This is a genomic window from Methylobacterium sp. J-068 (genome assembly GCF_022829445.1).
Classification (GTDB): Bacteria; Pseudomonadota; Alphaproteobacteria; order Rhizobiales; family Beijerinckiaceae; genus Methylobacterium.
On sequence record NZ_JAKSXY010000122.1, the window covers coordinates 441,919 to 458,976 of the forward strand.

18 protein-coding genes are annotated in these 17,058 nt (G+C 70.5%); 7 read left to right on the forward strand and 11 right to left on the reverse strand.

Features of this window, described 5'->3' with window-relative positions; all coding sequences use genetic code 11:
• Window positions 1-22: 22 nt before the first annotated feature.
• From MKK54_RS22395 to MKK54_RS22405, 3 genes are all read right to left on the reverse strand, one after another.
• Window positions 23-1,045: an extracellular solute-binding protein gene (locus MKK54_RS22395; protein ID WP_409564225.1), complete on the reverse strand. Its 1,023-nt coding sequence runs from the start codon at window positions 1,043-1,045 to the stop codon at window positions 23-25.
• A 136-nt stretch (window positions 1,046-1,181) separates the two neighbouring features.
• Window positions 1,182-2,276 carry an ABC transporter ATP-binding protein gene (locus MKK54_RS22400; protein WP_244014381.1) on the reverse strand — a complete coding sequence of 365 codons (1,095 nt, stop codon included), beginning with the start codon at window positions 2,274-2,276 and terminating at the stop codon, window positions 1,182-1,184.
• Window positions 2,273-2,998: an alpha/beta fold hydrolase gene (locus MKK54_RS22405; RefSeq protein ID WP_244014383.1), complete on the reverse strand. Its 726-nt coding sequence runs from the start codon at window positions 2,996-2,998 to the stop codon at window positions 2,273-2,275. Before MKK54_RS22405 ends, MKK54_RS22400 begins: the two co-directional genes overlap by 4 nt.
• A 105-nt stretch (window positions 2,999-3,103) precedes the next feature.
• Here MKK54_RS22405 and MKK54_RS22410 point away from each other — a divergent pair, with 105 nt between their 5' ends.
• Window positions 3,104-5,350, forward strand: coding sequence for a primosomal protein N' (locus MKK54_RS22410; protein ID WP_244014385.1), 2,247 nt, complete (start codon window positions 3,104-3,106; stop codon window positions 5,348-5,350).
• Between the two features lie 51 nt (window positions 5,351-5,401).
• Window positions 5,402-5,761: an STAS/SEC14 domain-containing protein gene (locus MKK54_RS22415; RefSeq protein ID WP_244014388.1), complete on the forward strand. Its 360-nt coding sequence runs from the start codon at window positions 5,402-5,404 to the stop codon at window positions 5,759-5,761.
• Between the two features lie 4 nt (window positions 5,762-5,765).
• On the opposite strand, the gene MKK54_RS22420 is transcribed toward MKK54_RS22415, so the two are convergent.
• The 8 genes from MKK54_RS22420 to MKK54_RS22455 form a co-directional block, all read right to left on the reverse strand.
• Window positions 5,766-6,161 carry a hypothetical protein gene (locus tag MKK54_RS22420; RefSeq protein WP_244014390.1) on the reverse strand — a complete coding sequence of 132 codons (396 nt, stop codon included), beginning with the start codon at window positions 6,159-6,161 and terminating at the stop codon, window positions 5,766-5,768.
• A gap of 197 nt (window positions 6,162-6,358) precedes the next feature.
• Window positions 6,359-7,348 carry an asparaginase gene (locus MKK54_RS22425; protein WP_244014392.1) on the reverse strand — a complete coding sequence of 330 codons (990 nt, stop codon included), beginning with the start codon at window positions 7,346-7,348 and terminating at the stop codon, window positions 6,359-6,361.
• A gap of 6 nt (window positions 7,349-7,354) precedes the next feature.
• The gene (locus MKK54_RS22430; protein ID WP_244014394.1) at window positions 7,355-7,561 is read right to left on the reverse strand and encodes a Trm112 family protein; all 207 of its coding nucleotides are present in this window, start codon (window positions 7,559-7,561) and stop codon (window positions 7,355-7,357) included.
• A 45-nt stretch (window positions 7,562-7,606) separates the two neighbouring features.
• A complete protein-coding gene (locus tag MKK54_RS22435) occupies window positions 7,607-8,275 on the reverse strand; it encodes an LON peptidase substrate-binding domain-containing protein (protein WP_244014396.1) in 669 nt (222 codons plus the stop codon).
• Window positions 8,276-8,303: 28 nt separating this feature from the next.
• Window positions 8,304-9,197: a thioredoxin gene (gene trxA, locus MKK54_RS22440; protein WP_409564226.1), complete on the reverse strand. Its 894-nt coding sequence runs from the start codon at window positions 9,195-9,197 to the stop codon at window positions 8,304-8,306.
• 168 nt (window positions 9,198-9,365) lie between these two features.
• Window positions 9,366-9,854, reverse strand: coding sequence for a hypothetical protein (locus tag MKK54_RS22445; RefSeq protein ID WP_244014400.1), 489 nt, complete (start codon window positions 9,852-9,854; stop codon window positions 9,366-9,368).
• Between the two features lie 74 nt (window positions 9,855-9,928).
• Window positions 9,929-10,906 carry a glutathione S-transferase family protein gene (locus MKK54_RS22450; RefSeq protein ID WP_244014402.1) on the reverse strand — a complete coding sequence of 326 codons (978 nt, stop codon included), beginning with the start codon at window positions 10,904-10,906 and terminating at the stop codon, window positions 9,929-9,931.
• Window positions 10,907-10,947: 41 nt separating this feature from the next.
• Entirely contained in the window at window positions 10,948-11,916 is a 969-nt protein-coding gene (locus MKK54_RS22455; RefSeq protein WP_244014405.1) for an alginate O-acetyltransferase AlgX-related protein, read from the reverse strand.
• Between the two features lie 140 nt (window positions 11,917-12,056).
• Between MKK54_RS22455 and MKK54_RS22460 the strand changes: the two genes are divergently transcribed.
• The 5 genes from MKK54_RS22460 to MKK54_RS22480 all read left to right on the forward strand — a co-directional run bounded on the left by MKK54_RS22460 (window position 12,057) and on the right by MKK54_RS22480 (window position 17,057).
• The gene (locus tag MKK54_RS22460) at window positions 12,057-12,587 is read left to right on the forward strand and encodes a 2'-5' RNA ligase family protein (RefSeq protein ID WP_244014407.1); all 531 of its coding nucleotides are present in this window, start codon (window positions 12,057-12,059) and stop codon (window positions 12,585-12,587) included.
• Window positions 12,588-12,656: 69 nt separating this feature from the next.
• On the forward strand, window positions 12,657-13,430 hold the full coding sequence (locus MKK54_RS22465; protein WP_244014409.1) for a phosphatase PAP2 family protein: 774 nt from the start codon (window positions 12,657-12,659) through the stop codon (window positions 13,428-13,430).
• A 205-nt stretch (window positions 13,431-13,635) separates the two neighbouring features.
• Window positions 13,636-13,983 carry a hypothetical protein gene (locus MKK54_RS22470; RefSeq protein WP_244014411.1) on the forward strand — a complete coding sequence of 116 codons (348 nt, stop codon included), beginning with the start codon at window positions 13,636-13,638 and terminating at the stop codon, window positions 13,981-13,983.
• 139 nt (window positions 13,984-14,122) lie between these two features.
• Window positions 14,123-15,433: a Gfo/Idh/MocA family protein gene (locus tag MKK54_RS22475; protein WP_244014413.1), complete on the forward strand. Its 1,311-nt coding sequence runs from the start codon at window positions 14,123-14,125 to the stop codon at window positions 15,431-15,433.
• 91 nt (window positions 15,434-15,524) lie between these two features.
• Window positions 15,525-17,057, forward strand: a complete 1,533-nt coding sequence (locus MKK54_RS22480) for a carbohydrate porin (RefSeq protein WP_244014415.1) — start codon at window positions 15,525-15,527, stop codon at window positions 17,055-17,057.
• Window position 17,058: the final 1 nt, after the last annotated feature.

The following is a 17,058-nucleotide window of genomic DNA, read 5'->3' on the forward strand; positions in this document are numbered from 1 at the left end:
GGCAGGGCCGCCGCGTCCGGCCTCAATTGTCGAAGCCGACCGTATCGAGGAGCAGGCTCGCCGCCTTGCGGTTGCGGGCGATCTCGACCAGCGGCACGGCATCGATGGTCAGGGGTCCGAGCGCGCTCAGCAGGGGATCGACCGGCGCGCCGGCCTTCACCGGATACTCGAAATCGGCCTTGGCGTAGAGCCCCTGGGCCTCGTCGGAGACGAGGTATTCGAGGAGCTTGACGGCCTCGTCGCGGTTGGGCGCATTCTTGGCGACCACCGCGCCGGAGATGTTCACGTGCGTGCCGCCGCCCGCGAAGGTCGGCATCGCCACCTTGATGCCATCCCCCCATTTCTGCTGCTCGGGACCGCCGCGCCCGGAGCGCATCAGGCCGACATAGTAGGAGTTGCCGAGCCCGATCTCGCAGGTATCGGCGAGGATGTCGCGGGCCACGTCCCGGTCGCCGCCGGCGGGCTTGCGCGCGAGGTTGGCCTTCAGGGCGCGCAGCCACGCCTCGGTCTTCGCCGGACCGTGCTTGACGAGGTGATGGGCGATCAGCGCCGTGTTGTAGGGGTGCTGACCCGAGCGCAGGCAGAGGCCGCCCTTCCATTTCGGGTCGGCGAGCCCCTCGTAGGAGATCCCTTCGAGGTCGGTGAGGTCCTTGTCGGCGTATAGCACGCGGGCGCGCATGGAGAGCGCGAACCAGCGGCCGTCGGCATCGCGCAGGGTGGCGGGCACCGCCGCCTCCAGCACGCCGGAGCGCACGGGCTGGGCCAGGTCGCGGTCGACGAGATCGATGATGTTGCCGACATCCACGGTCATCAGCACGTCGGCCTTGGCCCGCGCGCCCTCCGCCGCCACGCGCTCGGCGAGGCCCTTGTCGACGAACACGGTGTTGACGGTGACGCCGCTCCTGGCCGTGTAGGCATCGAGCAGGGGGCGGATCAGGCCGGGCTCGCGGGTGGTGTAGAGGTTCACCTCCGCCGCCGACGCCGTACCGATCGCGGCCGCGAGAACCATGCCCGCGAACCCGGCCGCCTTCATCCCACTCACCATGACCGACCCCCTTCCCGTTGAACGTGGCGGGTGTTCAGAAGCATCGGCGAGGAAAAAGCAAGAACGATATCTTCGACTTAAACCAGTTAAAAACTACATCTCCTCGCGACATGCCCCTTCGGACAAGTCTTGCGTTTTAATCCATCTCATCTTCAAAAATAAAGAACCCTTCCCGATCGAGGGTCAGGCCGACGGCGTCGCCCGGTTGGCGGGGGTCGTGATCGGGCACCGGGAGACGCAGGACTTCCGCAAACCCCTCCACCGCGAGGGTCAGGAGGGCATGGGCTCCGAGGAAGCGGCGCGCGGTGACGACGCCGCGAAGCCGCGCGACGTCACGAAGCCGCGCGTCCGGAGGGTCGAGCCGGATCGCCTCCGGACGAAGGCACAGGGTCAGACGCGCGCCCTCGGGCCGACCCGGCGCGGGCATGCGCCCGAACGGCGTGGCGACGCCGCCCGCGCGGCAGGTGCCGGCGATCTCGATCATGTCGCCGAAGAAGCGCGCGGCGAACCGCGTCTCGGGCTGCCGGTAGAGATCGCGCCCGGTGCCGATCTGGACGATGCGCCCCCGGCGCATCAGGGCGATGCGGTCGGCGAACCCCAGCGCCTCCTCGGGATCGTGGGTGACGAGGAGCGTGGTCGCGCCATTGGCGCGCAGGACCGCGAGCGTCTCGTCGCGGACCCGGTCGCGGGTGCGTCGGTCGAGGTTCGAGAACGGCTCGTCGAGGAGGAGGATGCGCGGACCCGGCGCCAGGGCGCGCGCGAGCGCCACGCGCTGGCTCTCGCCGCCCGAGAGCGTGCCTGGATACTGCTTCGCCCGATCGCTCAGCCCCACCTGCGCAAGCCGTGCGGCGGCGATCGCCCGGGCCTCGGCGCCGGACTTGGCATGGAGCCCGAAGCGGACGTTCTCGTCCACGTTCAGGTGGGGAAACAGCGCGTAGTCCTGGAACATCAGCCCGACACCGCGCTTCTCGGGCGGGAGGCCCCGGCGGCCCTCGCTGACCACGATTCCGTCGAGGCGGATCGTGCCGGTCTCGGGCTGCTCCAGGCCCGCGATGGCGCGCAGGAGCGTGCTCTTGCCGCAGCCGGAATCGCCCAGCAGCGCGAGGATCTCGCCCGCCCGGACCTGCAGGGAGATGTCGTCGAGCGCCCGCACGGCGCCGAAGCGCAGGCCGATCCCGCGCAGGTCGAGGCGCGGCGGCGGGAGGTCGGGTCGGGTCTCGGACGGGATCATGCGCGCCTTCGTGCGTTACCGGCGCCGGGCCGCGAGAACGCGCCGGTGCGGAGGAAGCGCAGGGTCTCGTCGATGACCCTGGGGTTGCGCATCATCAGGCCGTGGCTCGCGTGCAGGGTGACGTGGTCCGTCATACCGCACACCCGCGTGCGCTGCACGGTGACCCGGCCGTCATTGGCGCCGGGCAGCATCAGCCACGATTCGAGCGGATAGAGCGAGCGGTCGCCCGCGATGATCCCGAGCGGATAGTCGACGCGTCCGAGGAGCGCGCGCAGCCCGTCGTCCCGCCGGGTCGTCAGCTGGGCACCCGCCGGACCGAAGAAGCGGCGATAGGCCCACAGCGTGTGGAGCCGGTCGGCGATCTCGCTCCCGCCGTTCGGAGGCCCCAGCATCACGACGCGGCCGAGCCTGGCCGGCCGGTGGGCGCGAAGCCATGCGCGGGCCAGGAGGCCGCCCATGGAATGCGTGACCACGTGGAGCGCCCGCGTGCCTTCGGCAAAGGCCGCCGCGCGGGGCGCGACGACGTCCACGAGGTCCTCCAGTGCCGCCACGCGGGAGGGATAGTCGAGGTTCAGCGTCGCGAACCCGGCCTCGCGGCAGGCCCGCTCCATCGGCGCGAAGGAGGAGGCCCGGCGCGCCATGCCGTGCAGGAGGAGGACGCCCTCGGGCGCCCGTTCCAGCCCCCCGGTCCCGGGTGATCGTTCGGGTTCGCGCGTGGTCATTCGCACCCCGTCATGGCCTCATCCGCGATGGTCGAGCGGCCTGCCGGTCGCGCAATCCCTCCGGCATGCTTATATTCCGGTTATGTTCCATCAAAGCCCCGACCGATGCCCTGCGTCGCCGAGATCCTGATCCCGCTGGCGCTCGACAGCGCCTACAGCTACGCCGTGCCGGCCGGGCTCGACCTCTCGGTCGGCGAGGTCGTGCAGATCCCGCTCGGACCGCGCGAGACGGTGGGGGTGGTCTGGGGCGTGCGCCAGAGTCCCGGCGGCTCGAACCTGCGCGCCGTGACGGGCCGCCTCGACGTGCCGGCCCTGCCCGACGCGCTGCGCGAACTCGTCGACTGGCTCGCCCGCTACACCCTCGCGCCGAAGGGCTCGGCGCTGGCCATGGCGCTGCGGCTGCCCGACGAATCGGCGCTCACCGAGACGGTGCGGGTCGGCGTGCGCGCCTCCGGCAAGGCCCCCGCGCGCCCGACCGCCGCCCGCGACAAGGTCCTGGCCGTGGCGGCGGACGGCGCCATGCGGGGCAAGAGCGCGCTTGCCAAACAAGCCGGCGTCTCCCTCAGCGTGGTCGACGGCCTCATCGACGACGGCGCCCTGGAGGCGATGGCGCTGACACCGGAGCCCGTCGCCCTGCCCCCTGACCCGGACCATGCCCGCGTGCCCCTGTCGGAGGCGCAGGAGGCGGCGGTGCGGGAGCTCGTCGGCCTGATGAATCCCGGCCCGGCGCAGCCCCCGCCGACGGACGGAATCGGCGACCCGCTTCCGGCGGACGGCAAGGTCCCGCCCCCCGGCGCGGAGCACAAGGCCCCGACCGTGCTGCTGGAGGGCGTCACCGGATCGGGCAAGACGGAGGTGTATTTCGAGGCCGTGGCCGATTGCGTCCGGCGCGGGCACCAAGCGCTGATCCTGATGCCGGAGATCGCCCTCACGGCGCAGTTCCTCGATCGCTTCGCGGAGCGCTTCGGCGTGCGCCCGGCGACCTGGCACTCGGGCGTCGGGGGGAAGCGGCGCGAGCGCATCCGCGCCGGGGTCACGGCGGGCGAGATCGCCGTGGTGGTGGGCGCCCGCTCGGCCCTGTTCCTGCCCTTCGCCGATCTCGGCCTCATCGTGGTCGATGAGGAGCACGAAGCCGCCTACAAGCAGGAGGACGGCGTGCATTATCACGCCCGCGACATGGCGGTGGTGCGCGGGCGGATCGAGAACTGCCCGGTGGTGCTGGCCTCCGCCACGCCCTCCATCGAGACGCGGGTGAATGCGACACGCGGGCGCTACGTCCGCGTCGCCCTGCCCGAGCGCTTCGGCGGACGGCGCCTGCCCGACATCGCCGCCATCGACATGCGGGCCGACAAGCCCGAGCGCGGCCGCTTCATCGCGCCCGCCCTGGTCGCGGCCGTGCGCGAGACCGTGGAATCCGGCGATCAGGCGCTGCTCTTCCTGAACCGGCGGGGCTACGCGCCTCTGACCCTGTGCCGGGCCTGCGGCCACCGCTACCAGTGCCGCAACTGCTCGACCTGGCTGGTGGAGCACCGTTTCCGCCGGGCCCTGGTCTGCCACCAGTGCGGCTACGCCGAGCGGCGCCCGGATTCCTGCTCGGAATGCGGCACCTTCGACAACCTCACGCCCTGCGGCCCCGGCGTCGAACGCATCGCCGAGGAGGTCGCCGAGATCTTTCCGGACAAGCGGGTCATCGTGCTGTCGAGCGACTTCCCCGGCGGGGCCGAGCGCCTGCGCGCCGAACTCCAGACCGTGGCGGAGGGCGGCTGCGACATCGTCATCGGCACGCAGCTCGTGGCCAAGGGCCACAACTTCCCGCACCTCACCCTGGTAGGGGTCCTCGACGCCGATATCGGCCTGACCTCCGGCGACCCGCGCGCGGCCGAGCGCACCTTCCAGTTGCTGCAACAGGTCACCGGCCGGGCCGGGCGCGGCGAGAAGCCGGGGCGCGCCCTGCTCCAGACCTACCAGCCGGACCACCCGGTGATCGCGGCCCTGCTCTCGGGCGATTCGGAGCGCTTCTACGAGGAGGAGATCGGCGCGCGCGAGGCCGCCGGCCTTCCCCCCTTCGGGCGCCTCGCGGCCCTGATCGTGTCCGCCAGCGAGCGCGAGGTCGCCGAGGCCCACGGGCAGGCGCTGGCCCGCGTGGCCGAGCCGCCGGAGGGCGTGATGGTGCTGGGCCCGGCCGAGGCGCCGCTGGCGCTGATCCGGGGCCGCTACCGCTTCAGGCTCCTGGTGAAGACCGAGCGCAGCGTCGATCTGCAGACCTACCTGCGGGATTGGCTGGCGCGGGGGCCGAAGGTTCGCGGCAACGTGAAGGTCGCCATCGACGTTGACCCACAGAGTTTCCTATAACGCGAGCCCGACGTTCGCTGCGTCACGTTCGATCCCCGAGGAGTGCCACACGTGCTGACCTACACCAAGAAGCCGGATTCGAGCGTCGCCGAGATCGTGGTCGACGGGCAGATCACCGATGCGGACATGAACACCGTCATCACCGCGATGCAGGCCGACCTCGACAAGGGCGGCAAGATTAAGCTCCTCGAGGACGTGCGCGATTTCAAGGGCATGGAGCCGGCGGCGTTCTTCAAGGACCCGCGCTTCGGCCTCGCCATGATGAAGGGCGTCAGCCACGTCGCGCTGGTGACCGACGCCTCCTGGCTGCGGATGATCGCCGACACCTTCGGCAAGGTCTCGCCGGCCCAGATCAAGACCTTCGACCGCGCGCATATCGACGACGCGCGCAAGTGGCTCGCGGCCGCCTGACGCGCTACTCGGCCTGGGCGGTCCGCGTCGTCTGACGCCGGGCCGTCCAGCGGCCCGAGCACAGGGACGAGACCTTCCAGGTGCCGCCACCGCTCTGGGCCTGGAGACGGCCCGAGACCGCGCCGCTGGCGGTGCCGTTCGAGACGTTGAGGCCGACCGACCCGTCGGGACCGACGCGACCGCTCAAGGTGGCGCTGCCGGACGCGGAGGCGAGGCGCACCTGCCCTTCCTGCACCGAGACCGCGTAGGTGTAGCGGCTGTCGCAGACCATGCCGCTCTCGGTGACGAGTTCCACCGACCAGGCGCCGTTGAAGTTCCCGCCGTCACGCGCGGTGGCCGGGACCAGCGCGGGCGAGGACAGGCCGGCTCCGAGCGCCAGAACCACCGCGACTTTGAACATGCGTCATCCTTCGACAAAGCCGTCCGTTCACGCGCCGACCACGGAGCGGCCAAGCGACATCGCAAGCAGACGATCAGGTGAGAGTGCGCACATCATACCCGCCGAAGCGGCAGGATTGTGACAGACGCCGAATTCGTGTGATGAGCATTGTCGCGGACACCACCTGAACGGGCGATGATCAAGCAGAAGCTTGGCGCTTATCGATCGTAATACGCCTGCAACGCTTCGCGGTCGCGGGTGAGCGGCAGCGCGAGCAGGGCCAGGACCCTGGCCTTGTCGGGGGTGAGGTCGTCGGCGAACACGGCGCCGGCCTTGAGCAGCGTGTTGCCGCCCCCCTTGAAGCCATAGACCGGGAGCGCGCGGCCCTGCGCGACCTGGCTCGCCACGATGATGGTGACGCCCGCCGCGATCGCCTCCGTCACGGCATCGAACAGCGCGTCGTTGACGTTGCCGAAGCCGTAGGCGGCGATCACCACGCCCTCGGCGCCGCGAGCGACCGCGTGGCGGAGCTGCTCCCCATCGTCCCCGGCCACCATCGGCACGAGACCGACCCGGGCGAGGCGGGCGGGCAGCGGCAGGGTCTGGCGCCGCAGGGATTTGCGCCAGAACACTACCCGGTCCTCGTCCACGTGGCCGAGGAAGCCGGCCTCGCCCGAATTGAAGGTCTCGACGTTGTTCGTGTGCGTCTTGCGCACCTCGCGCGCGGCGTTGACGTTGTGGTTCAGCGTCACCGTCACGCCCATGTCGCGCGATCCCGGCGCCAGGATCTGCCGGGCGGCGTTGAGGAGGTTGCGCGCGCCGTCGGCATCCGGATCGGAGGCATTGCGCTGGGCGCCCACCATCACGACGGGCTTGTCGCCGGCGAGCGTCAGGTCGAGGAAATAGGCGGTCTGGTCGAGGGTGTCGGTCCCGTGCAGGACGATCGCGCCCGCGATCTCGGAACGGTCCAGCAGGCCCGCCACGGTCCGGCTCAGGTCCGGCCACAGCGCCGGGCCCATATAGGCGCTCGGCGCGTTGGCGAATTCCACCACCTCGATCCGCGCCAGATCGGCCAGGCGCGGCACGGCCGCCGCGAGATCCGCCCCCGTCAGGGCCGGGACAGGAGCGCCCGTCACCGGGTCGTTCTTCATCGCGATGGTGCCGCCGGTCGCCACGATGGCGATGGTCGGCCGAACGGGATCGGACATGCGCGACTAGTCGGTCAGGGTCCGCGCCTCTTCGGGCAGCATGATCGGGATGCCGTCGCGGATCGGGTAGGCGAGGCGCGCGGAGCGGCTCACCAGTTCCTGCCGGGCGGCATCGTATTCGAGCGTGTCCTTCGTCAGGGGACAGACGAGAAGCTCGAGGAGCTTGGGGTCGACGCGGGTGGCCTCGACGGGGCTCGGGGTGTCATCGGCCATGGGTGGCGTGTCCTTCGCGTGGGAAAGCTCCCGCGAACGGGAGCGCTATTGCAGCGTGGGTTCGGAGCCCGACCCGCGCACCAACTCCATTTCGGTGACCGCGATCAAGACCTCCGCCCGCGTCTTGAGGTCCGGAGCCTCGAGCATGGCCTGCTTCTCGCGCGCGCCGAACGGACTCATCATGCAGAGCGCGTTGACCAGCGCCTCGTTCGGCGCCTCCTCGATCCCCGCCCAATCGACCTTGAGGTCGTTGACCTCGACGAAGTCCCGCAGGGCCTTCAGCACGCCCTCGCGGTCCACCGCCTCCTCGCCGGCCCGCGCCTCGAAATCCGTGGCGAAGTCGTCGTAGGACACCTGGCAGCGGCGGTAGCGCGTCGTCGTGGCGAGTTCGCTCTCGACCCGGAACCGCGCGATTCCGGTGAGCGAGATGAGGTAGCGCCCGTCTCCGGTTTCGGCGAACTGGGTGATGCGTCCGGCGCAGCCGACCCGGAACAGCTTCGGGGTCATCGGCGAGGAACCGGCCTCCACGTCCGGCTGGATCATGCCGATGATCCGGTCGCCGCGCAGGGCGTCGTCGACCATGGCGAGGTAGCGCGGCTCGAAGATGTTGAGCGGCATCTGTCCGCGCGGCAGCAGCAGCGCACCGGGCAGGGGAAACACCGGGATGACTCCGGGGCAATCGGCCGGTCCCTTGTAGCCCGCATGCGTGCTCATCGCGTCACCCCGCCGTTCGTTGGCCGCTTTACGCGAAGACGAGCGTCGACAACCGCCGCCGTCCGCGAATCGACGCCTTGTCCATCAGACCCCAGGCCTCGAAGAACGTGAGGAGCTGCTTGCGGGCCGCCCCCTCGTTCCACGTCCGGTCCCGCCGCTCGATCTCGATCAGCTGGTCCACCGCCTCGTCGCGCATGTTGCGGCCGTTGAGACCGAGCGCGAGGTCGAAGCGAGCCTGGAAATCGTTCGGATCGGCCTCGATGCGGGACTGGAACGTGCCGAGATCGCCCAGGGCCGCCGCCTGCTCGGCGAGTTCGATCGCCGCCCGCACGCTGGAGAGGCCCGCATGCCCGGCCTTGTCGGCGGGAGCCATCGCGACGAGCTGCTTGGCGTTCTCGATGTCGCCGAGGTCGAGCTGGATCTTGGCGAGCGCCGCGATCGCGTCGACGTTCTCCGGCTCCTCCGCCAGCACGGCGGCGTAGAGCTGCGCCGCTCCGGCGACGTCGCCGACCCCGAGCAGCGCCTCGGCCTCCGACATCGCCTCCTCGATCGGCGTGGGACCGGCCGGGCCGGCGAGGCGCGCGATGAACTCCTTGATCTGGGTCTCGGGCACCGCGCCCATGAAGCCGTCCACCGGCTGGCCCTTGTCGAAGGCGATGACGGCGGGAATCGACTGGATGCCGAGCTGTCCGGCGATGGAGGGATGCTCGTCGATATTCATCTTGACGAGCTTGACCTTGCCGGCGGAGCCCTGAACCACTTTCTCCAGCACGGGCGCGAGCTGTTTACAGGGCCCGCACCACGGCGCCCAGAAATCCACCAGCACGGGCTGCTGCATCGACTCGGCGATGACGTCCTGGCGGAAGCTCGCCGTGGTCACGTCCTTGGTGGGTTCGCCCGGCATCGGCGCATCGTTCAGCATAACGTCCTCAAGGCAGTCATTGGATCGGCGTGAGAGGCGGGTCTGTCCACCGGCCCCTCGTGCGTCAAGAGATGGGAACTCCGCGCGCTCGGACCAGGGTGGGCGGCCAACACCGCGCCATACCCCGATCCGGCCGGCATCGACGGAACGGACGGGGGCCCTCTCCCGTCAGCGCGCGGGCGCGCTGCCGTTCTCCTTGGCGGCATCCGGCGCCTTGGCGTCGGTGACGAAGGTGCCCTGGTAGGCCCCCTTGGCCGCGTTGGCCTCGCAGGTGATCGCGGTCTTGCCCGGCTGCGGCGTGCTGAAGGTACAGGAGCCCACCGCCACGAGCGGGCCCTGGACCACCCCGTCCTTCGTCGTCTCGCTCGGGATCACGAGGTTGATCGGCTGAAGCGGGTCGGTCTCCTCGGTGCGCTCCTGCTGAGCGCCGTTGCCGCTGAAGCTCAGGGAACGGCCCTCGGCCGCGAAGTCGAAGCTGGTCCGGCTGCGCGAGACCGTGTTCATCAGCGTGCCCTTGCAGGTCGCGGTCACGTCCTTGCCGGCGATCACGAGCTTCTCGCAACGGCCGTCGAGCTTGACGGCGGTCTGCGCCATGGCGGGCAGGCCGGCGAGCAGCGGAGCGGCGGCGAGGACGAGGCGGAGGGGCGAGAGCAGCATCATGATCCCGATGTAAGGCCGAGCGTCGATCTGTCGAGGGTCCGGCGCGTCGTGACGACCGCCGGGTTTTCGAATCACGCCGGAAAGCGCGCGGCCCGGTCGTTGGGCGCGTCGAGGTCGAGATCCGGCCCGAGGGGAACGATTCCGGTCGGGTTGATGGTCGGGTGGCTCTCGTAATAGTGCCGCTTGATGTGGGTGAGGTTCACCGTCGCGGCGACACCCGGCAGGGCATAGAGGTCGCGCAGATAGTGCGACAGGTTCGGATAATCGGCGATGCGCTGCCGGTTGCACTTGAAGTGCCCGACATAGACCGGGTCGAACCGCACCAGCGTCGTGAACAGCCGGATGTCGGCCTCGGTCAGCCGGTCGCCGCAGAGATAGCGCGACCGGTCGAGGCGGGCCTCGAGGGCATCGAGTTCGGCGAACAGGGCGGTGACGGCCTCCTCGTACGCGCCCTGTTCGGTGGCGAAGCCCGCCTTGTAGACCCCGTTGTTCACCGCGTCGTAGACGCGCGCATTCACCGCATCGATCGCCTCGGCGAGGTCCGCCGGGTAGAGGTCCGGCCCGGCCGCTCCGAAGGCGCCGTTCAGCATGCGGATGATCTCGGCGGATTCGTTGGACACGATGGCGGCGCGTCGCTTGTCCCACAGCACCGGCACGGTGACGCGTCCGGTGAAGGCGGGATCGTTCTTGAGGTAGACCTCGTAGAGGCGCGCGGCGCCGTTCACCGGATCGGGCGTGGCGCCGGGCGAATCCCCGAAGACCCAGCCCTCCGCGCCCATGTGCGGATCGACCACCGAGACCGAGATCGCCTCCTCGAGGCCCTTGAGGGCGCGCACGATCAGGGTGCGGTGCGCCCAGGGGCAGGCGAGCGAGACGTAGAGATGGTAGCGCCCGGCCTCGGCCGGAAACCCGCCCTCCCCCGTCGGACCGGGGGCGCCGTCGGCCGTCACCCAGTTGCGGAACTTGGCGTCGGTCCGCTTGAAGCGGCCTCCGCTCGCCTTGGTGTCGTACCAGGTGTCCTGCCAAACCCCGTCCACGAGCAGACCCATGTGCCATCCCTCCTGCGGTGATCACAGGCGAAGATGGGCGCTCAGGCCTCGGCGGACAGCCCCTCGGACACGGGCGCCTCGGGCGGCGGCGCAGCCGCTTCGGCGAGATGCTCGCCCGTCTGGTAGGTCGCGATGTCGAAGGTGTCGTCGGGCAGGCGGACGAGGAAGCGCTCCGCGATCTCGAACAGCAGCAGGTCCGGCTTCACGGCGGCGACGTAGTCCCAGTCGATGCTCGACGACCAGATGAAGTGGACCTCGCGAAACGTCTCCGCGATGAGGCCGCTGAGCATGATCGGCGCGAAATGCGCGTAGGAATCGCCGAACAGGACCACCGTGCGGGGGTCGGCCCCGTCCGACTCGTTGCGGAAGCGCACATGCGCGCCGACATGGAGATCGACCGCCCGCCCGGCCGCCTCGTAGGCCTCGACGAGCGGGCTCGCGTAGACCCGGCGCGCGTTCAGATCGATCACCGCGTGGGTCGCGGTCTCGATCGGCGGATCGGGCAGCTTCGAGCCGAGGTCGCGCGCGGAGGTGGATTCGTAGCGTTCGCGCCGGTCGAGGTCGGCGGGGGGCACCGCGCCGCAGGCCCGCATCAGGACCCGGTAGGCGAGCAGGCAGCCGTCGTAGTTCCAGTGCGTGTCGGTGCGGTAGTAGAGCGGGACCGGTCCGTCGCGCGCCGCGCGCAGGGGCGCGAGCAGGTCGACGAATGCCGGATTGTTGATGAGGCGCCGGGCCAGCGCGCGCGCGGGCGAGCGGCGCGGATTGTAGTCGAGGTCCTTGGTCAGATGGTCGTAGACCGAGAGCTTCTCGGGCACGATGACGTGCAGGTAGCGGATTCCCAGCGCCTGGGCGCGGGCGGCCCGCGTCTCGAGCAGCTTGCGCCAGCCGCGCAGCAGCCGCCAGCGGGCGAACGTCGCGCGGTACTGTTCCAGAACACCGTTGGTGCCCCCGATCAGGAAGAGCCAACCATCCCGACCCACATGAACGAAGTCCTGGTGTCTGCGCCGCATCGGGGCTCTCTAGCCGCCTCCGGTCGTGCTGAACAGGGCGCGCACGCGCAGGCTTCGGGAGCCCGGCGCGGCCCGCACGGGCCGATTGCGCCTCGGGCGCGGCTGGACGCGCCATCCGCGCGCGCCATCTCCCCAAGGGCATGACACACCCCGCTCCCACCACCGACCCGCTGATCCTGACGCTCGCGATGGACCCGGAGACGTTCGCGCGGTTCGACGGCCTGCGCCGCCGGCACTTCCCGCAGGCGCTGAACCATATCCCGGCCCACGTGACCCTGTTCCATCACATGCCGGGCGCGAGCGAGGCCGGCATCGTCGAGACCCTGGCGGCGCTGATGCGGAGCCAGGCTCCGCCCGAGGTCGCGGTGACGGGCCTGCGCTTCATCGGGCGAGGGGTCGCCTACGTGCTCGCCTCGGAGGCGTTGTCGGGCTTCCGGGCTCGGCTGGTCGAGCGTTTCGAACCCCTCGACGGCGGCCTCACCGCGCAGGACCGCCAGGGCTGGCGCCCGCACGTCACGGTGCAGAACAAGGTCGAACCCGCCACGGCACGAAGGCTGCACGCCGAACTCGAGGCGGATTTCGCGCCCTATCGGTTCACCGCGCCGGGACTGCTGCTCTGGCGCTACCTCGGCGGCCCCTGGGAGCGCCGGGCCACCTTCCGGTTCGGATGACGGGCCTCGCGGCCTCGCGGCCGCCGAGACGGGGTTACGTCCGGGTCTCAGCGCGCTAAGGACGGTTCCATGAAAGCCCTGCCCTCCGGCTACCGGAACAACCCGCTCGTCAGCCGCGCCAATGCCCTGCGCCTCGCCCTGCGCCTCAACGAGGTCGGTCCCGTTCTCACGCTGCTGGCGGTGAGCCTGCTCGGCTACGGGTTCTTCGCCCTCGCCCACGAGGTCGGGGAAGGCTCGACCGCCGCCCTCGACCGCAAGATCCTCCTGGGCCTGCGCAACCCGGCCGACCTGTCCGACCCGATCGGCCCGCGCTGGCTCGAGGAGACGATGCGCGACATCACGGGCCTCGGCAGCGTGTTCACCATCGTGTTCGTGACGGCGGCGGCCTGCACCTACCTCGCGATCACCCGGCGCCGGCGCATCGCGGTGTTCGTGATCGCGGCGATCGGCGGAGGAGAAGTCGCCTCCACGATCCTGAAGCTGTTCTACCACCGGCCCCGGCCTGATCTCGTGCCCCACGGCATGGAGGTGTTCACCGCCAGCTTCCCGAGCGGACACGCCATGATGTCGGCCATCGCCTACCTGACGCTGGCGAGCCTGATCGCCCGGGTCGACCGGCAGCGCGGCGTCAAGGTGCTGGTGCTGACCATCGGCGTCTCGATGACGCTGCTGGTGGGCATCAGCCGGATCTATCTCGGGGTTCACTGGCCGAGCGACGTGCTCGCCGGCTGGTGCGTCGGCGCGGCCTGGGCCGCCCTGTGCTGGTTCGTCGCCCTCGTGCTGCAGCAACGGGGCGAGGTGGAAGCGCCGAGCAACCCGGGAGCAGCGAGGAGCGAGCCTTAGTGCCGCTCACAAGACGCCCGCGGCACCGTGGTGCTCGGAGCGAGAACCGAGACGGGCGGGAGTTTTCTGAGACGCTCTTAACCCTAACCGGAGATAAAGACGGGCGCAGGCCGGTCGGGCAGGGCACGGCTCGGCCCTGATCCCGTTGTCGCATCAGGCAGCGTCCGGAGCGATCCCAATGGCAGGCACACTCCCTGATCGTCGCATGGCGACACGCAGGCGCAGCCTGCTCGGAGCCGCGATCCGGACGGACCTGCATCCGTCCGAGACGGAATGCGTGGTGCGCGACAGGGGCGTCGCGGGCCTGCGCCTCGAACTCAGCCACGCGGTCCCGCTCCCGCACAGCTTCGAGATCCACATCCCCAAGACCCGCGAGACGCGGCAGGTCGAGGTCGTCTGGCGCGACGAAGGCGCGATGGGTGTCAGGTTCGTCTCGGTGAAGCCGTCCGACGCGGAGGTGATTCCCTTGAGCCTGATGCGCGATCTGCATGCGGCCCGGCAGGACATCGCGACCTTGCGCGCGCGCCTGTCGCGCCTGGGCGACGAGGCCTGAACGGACATTCGTCGACGCGGTGCGACGGCAGGGGACCTCGCGGCTGCCGGAACTGCGTTTCGGGCGGCGACGTTCCCGCACGGTACGGCCGGCGCGTCCGCGTGCCATGCCGGGTCCCGCCGAATCGACAGCGAGTTTCATGACGGACGACATTCCGCTCTCCCGCCGCAACGTCCTGCGCGCCGGCAGCGCCACGCTGACCGGTCTCGCCCTCGGGGCCACGAGCGCCGGGGCGCAATCCGGGCCGCCGGGCCCCTCGGTCCCGGCCGATACGGGGGCGGTGCAGGGGGGCAGGGTGATGTTCCCGAACTGGCGCGGCCCCGGCGACCGGGCGCCTCCGCCCCCGCCCGCCCCGATGCCGCCGGGCAAGCGCGTGGGCTTCGCCATCGTGGGCCTCGGACGGCTCAGCCTGGAGGAGATCCTGCCGGCCTTCGGCGAGACCCGGAAGGCACGCGTCGTCGCCGTGATGTCGGGTACGCCGGCCAAGGCGAAGCTGGTCGCCGAGCAGTACGGCATCGCGCCGGAGGCGGTCTACGGCTACGACGAGTGGGACAGGCTGGCGCAGAATCCCGCGATCCAGGCCGTCTACGTGGTGACGCCGAACGCGGTCCATCGCGGCGACGTGCTCGCCGCCGCCAAGGCCGGCAAGCACGTGCTCTGCGAGAAACCGATGGCGACCTCCTCGGCCGAGGCGCGCGAGATGATCGCGGCCTGCGCGGCGGCCAAGGTCAAGCTGATGATCGCCTATCGCTGCCAGTACGAGCCTTACAATCGCGAGGTGGTGCGCCTCGCCCGCTCGGGCGAGTTCGGCCGGCCGCGCCTGATCCAGGCCTTCAACGGCCAGACCACCGGACTGCCCCAGCAATGGCGGCTGAAGAAGGCGCTCGCCGGGGGCGGCGCCCTGCCGGATATCGGCCTCTACTGCCTCAATGGCGTACGGGCGCTCACCGGTGAGGAGCCGGTCTCGATCGAGGCGCAGATCCACGCGCCCTCGGGCGATGCGAAATTCGCCGAGGTCGAGGAGACCGTCTCCTTCACCCTGCGCTTTCCGTCCCAGGTCATCGCCCAGTGCATGACGAGCTACGGCGTGCACGAGTCGCGCCGCCTCCAGGTCCATACCGAGCGGGCCGACATCGACCTGCGGAACGCCTTCGCCTATCGCGGCCAGCAGCTCGTCGTGGCGCGCCCCGACGGACAGGTGGAATCCCAGGACACGCGCGTTCTGACCCAGAAGAACCAGTTCGCCCTGGAGATCGACCACATGGCCCGCTGCATCCTGGAGGATCGGCGACCGCGCACGCCCGGCGAGGAAGGTCTGCAGGACCAGGTCCTGATGGAGGCGATCTACGAGGCCGCCCGCACGGGAAGGCCGGTCACCGTGGGTCCGCCCCCCGGCGCGGGCGGCGGCCTCGACGTGACCCGCGGCCCCGAACTCGACGAAGCCGGCTGACCCCTCCCGAGGACGGTTGCCTCAGCGTCACGCGAACCGGATAGACTGCGCCTCGGCACGGTGTTGGACCGCCCCGGGACCCTCGAGACGCTTGATCCAGTTTCCGCATGCCTCCACCCCGAGACGGCCGGTTGCCGCCATCCTGGGCGGATTCCTCCTCCTCGTCGTCACGGCCGGGACCGCCGTCCGGGCGGAAACCCCCGCGGAGAGGGCCGCGCGCCTCGCCGCCGAGGGAATCGCGATCGGTTCACCGCGTGGCGCCGGCGGCGACCCGCAGACCTCGGTCGCCCAATCCGTCACCTCCTCGCGGCCATCCGCCAACCTCGACACGTCGATCCAGGACCAGCTCGGCTCCTACGGCGATCCCTTCGGCGTCCGGGCCGCCCTGAAGGCGCGCGGCGTGACCTACAGCCTGACCTATATCGGCGAGAGCCTCGGCAACGTCAGCGGGGGCCTGCGCCATCGCGGAATCTACGAAGGCCTGCTCGACCTCGAGATCGACGTCGACCTCGAACCCCTGCTCGGCTGGAAGGGGGGCGCGCTCCACACCAACCTGTTCCAGATCCACGGGGCTGGCCTGTCACGCGGCGCGGTGGGCAACCTGATCACGGTGAGCGGCATTGAGGCGCTGCCGTCCTCGCGCCTCTACGAATTGTGGTTCGAACAGAAGGTCTTCGGTGACCAATTCGGCCTGAAGTTCGGGCAGATCGCAGCCGACACCGAGTTCGCCGTGACGCAGACCGGCACGGTGTTCGTGAACTCCACCTTCGGCTGGCCCAACAACATGGCGGTGGTGGTCCCGAGCGGCGGGCCGATCTATCCCCTGGCGGTGCCGGGCGTGCGGGCGAAATACGTTCCCGACGCCAACCTCTCGTTCCAGGTCGGGCTGTTCGACGGTGACCCGGCAGGCCCCGCGCGCGGCACCCTCGACCCCGATCCGCAGCGCCGCAACCGCACCGGCACCAACTTCCGCACCGGCGACCCCGCCCTGGTGATCGCCGAGGTTTCCTACGCCTACAACATCGCGCCCGGCAGCACGGGCGAGGCCGGAACGGTGACGCTCGGCGGCTGGTCCCATTTCGGCCGCTTCGACAGCCTGCGCTACGACGAGACCGGGGCCTCCCTCGCCGCCCCGTCGAGCACCGGCGTCGCCCGCCGCTTTCGCGGTCAGGCCGGGCTCTACGGCCTCATCGACCAGACCATCTACCGCGAGCCCGACGACCCGAACGACGGCGCCAGCGTGTTCCTGCGTGCCTCCGGCTCGCCCTCCGACCGCAGCCTCGTGGATTTCTACGCCGATGTGGGCATCGCCTATAAGGGTTTGCTGCCGGGCCGCTCCGACGACACGGTCGGCCTCGCCTTCGGCCTGTCGCGGATCTCGCCCCAGGCGCGCGGCCTCGATACCGACACCATCCGGGTCACCGGCATCGCCACCGCGCGCCGAAGCAGCGAGGCGGTGCTGGAGGCGACCTACCAGGCCGTGCTCGGCCCCGGCGTGACCCTGCAGCCGGATTTCCAGTACGTGTTCCGTCCGGGTGGCGGCATCCCGAACCCGCGCGACGCCGGCGGCGCCCGCATCCGCAACGCGGCCGTGTTCGGATTGCGCGGAACGATCCGATACTGAC

Coding starts and splice junctions, on each gene's coding strand:
- MKK54_RS22395 (WP_409564225.1), bottom strand. CDS start 1,045: ATGGTGAGTGGGATGAAGGCGGCCGGGTTCGCGGGCATGGTTCTCGCG.
- MKK54_RS22400 (WP_244014381.1), bottom strand. CDS start 2,276: ATGATCCCGTCCGAGACCCGACCCGACCTCCCGCCGCCGCGCCTCGAC.
- MKK54_RS22405 (WP_244014383.1), bottom strand. CDS start 2,998: ATGACCACGCGCGAACCCGAACGATCACCCGGGACCGGGGGGCTGGAA.
- MKK54_RS22410 (WP_244014385.1), top strand. CDS start 3,104: ATGCCCTGCGTCGCCGAGATCCTGATCCCGCTGGCGCTCGACAGCGCC.
- MKK54_RS22420 (WP_244014390.1), bottom strand. CDS start 6,161: ATGTTCAAAGTCGCGGTGGTTCTGGCGCTCGGAGCCGGCCTGTCCTCG.
- MKK54_RS22425 (WP_244014392.1), bottom strand. CDS start 7,348: ATGTCCGATCCCGTTCGGCCGACCATCGCCATCGTGGCGACCGGCGGC.
- MKK54_RS22430 (WP_244014394.1), bottom strand. CDS start 7,561: ATGGCCGATGACACCCCGAGCCCCGTCGAGGCCACCCGCGTCGACCCC.
- MKK54_RS22435 (WP_244014396.1), bottom strand. CDS start 8,275: ATGAGCACGCATGCGGGCTACAAGGGACCGGCCGATTGCCCCGGAGTC.
- trxA (WP_409564226.1), bottom strand. CDS start 9,197: ATGCTGAACGATGCGCCGATGCCGGGCGAACCCACCAAGGACGTGACC.
- MKK54_RS22445 (WP_244014400.1), bottom strand. CDS start 9,854: ATGCTGCTCTCGCCCCTCCGCCTCGTCCTCGCCGCCGCTCCGCTGCTC.
- MKK54_RS22450 (WP_244014402.1), bottom strand. CDS start 10,906: ATGGGTCTGCTCGTGGACGGGGTTTGGCAGGACACCTGGTACGACACC.
- MKK54_RS22455 (WP_244014405.1), bottom strand. CDS start 11,916: ATGCGGCGCAGACACCAGGACTTCGTTCATGTGGGTCGGGATGGTTGG.
- MKK54_RS22460 (WP_244014407.1), top strand. CDS start 12,057: ATGACACACCCCGCTCCCACCACCGACCCGCTGATCCTGACGCTCGCG.
- MKK54_RS22465 (WP_244014409.1), top strand. CDS start 12,657: ATGAAAGCCCTGCCCTCCGGCTACCGGAACAACCCGCTCGTCAGCCGC.
- MKK54_RS22470 (WP_244014411.1), top strand. CDS start 13,636: ATGGCGACACGCAGGCGCAGCCTGCTCGGAGCCGCGATCCGGACGGAC.
- MKK54_RS22475 (WP_244014413.1), top strand. CDS start 14,123: ATGACGGACGACATTCCGCTCTCCCGCCGCAACGTCCTGCGCGCCGGC.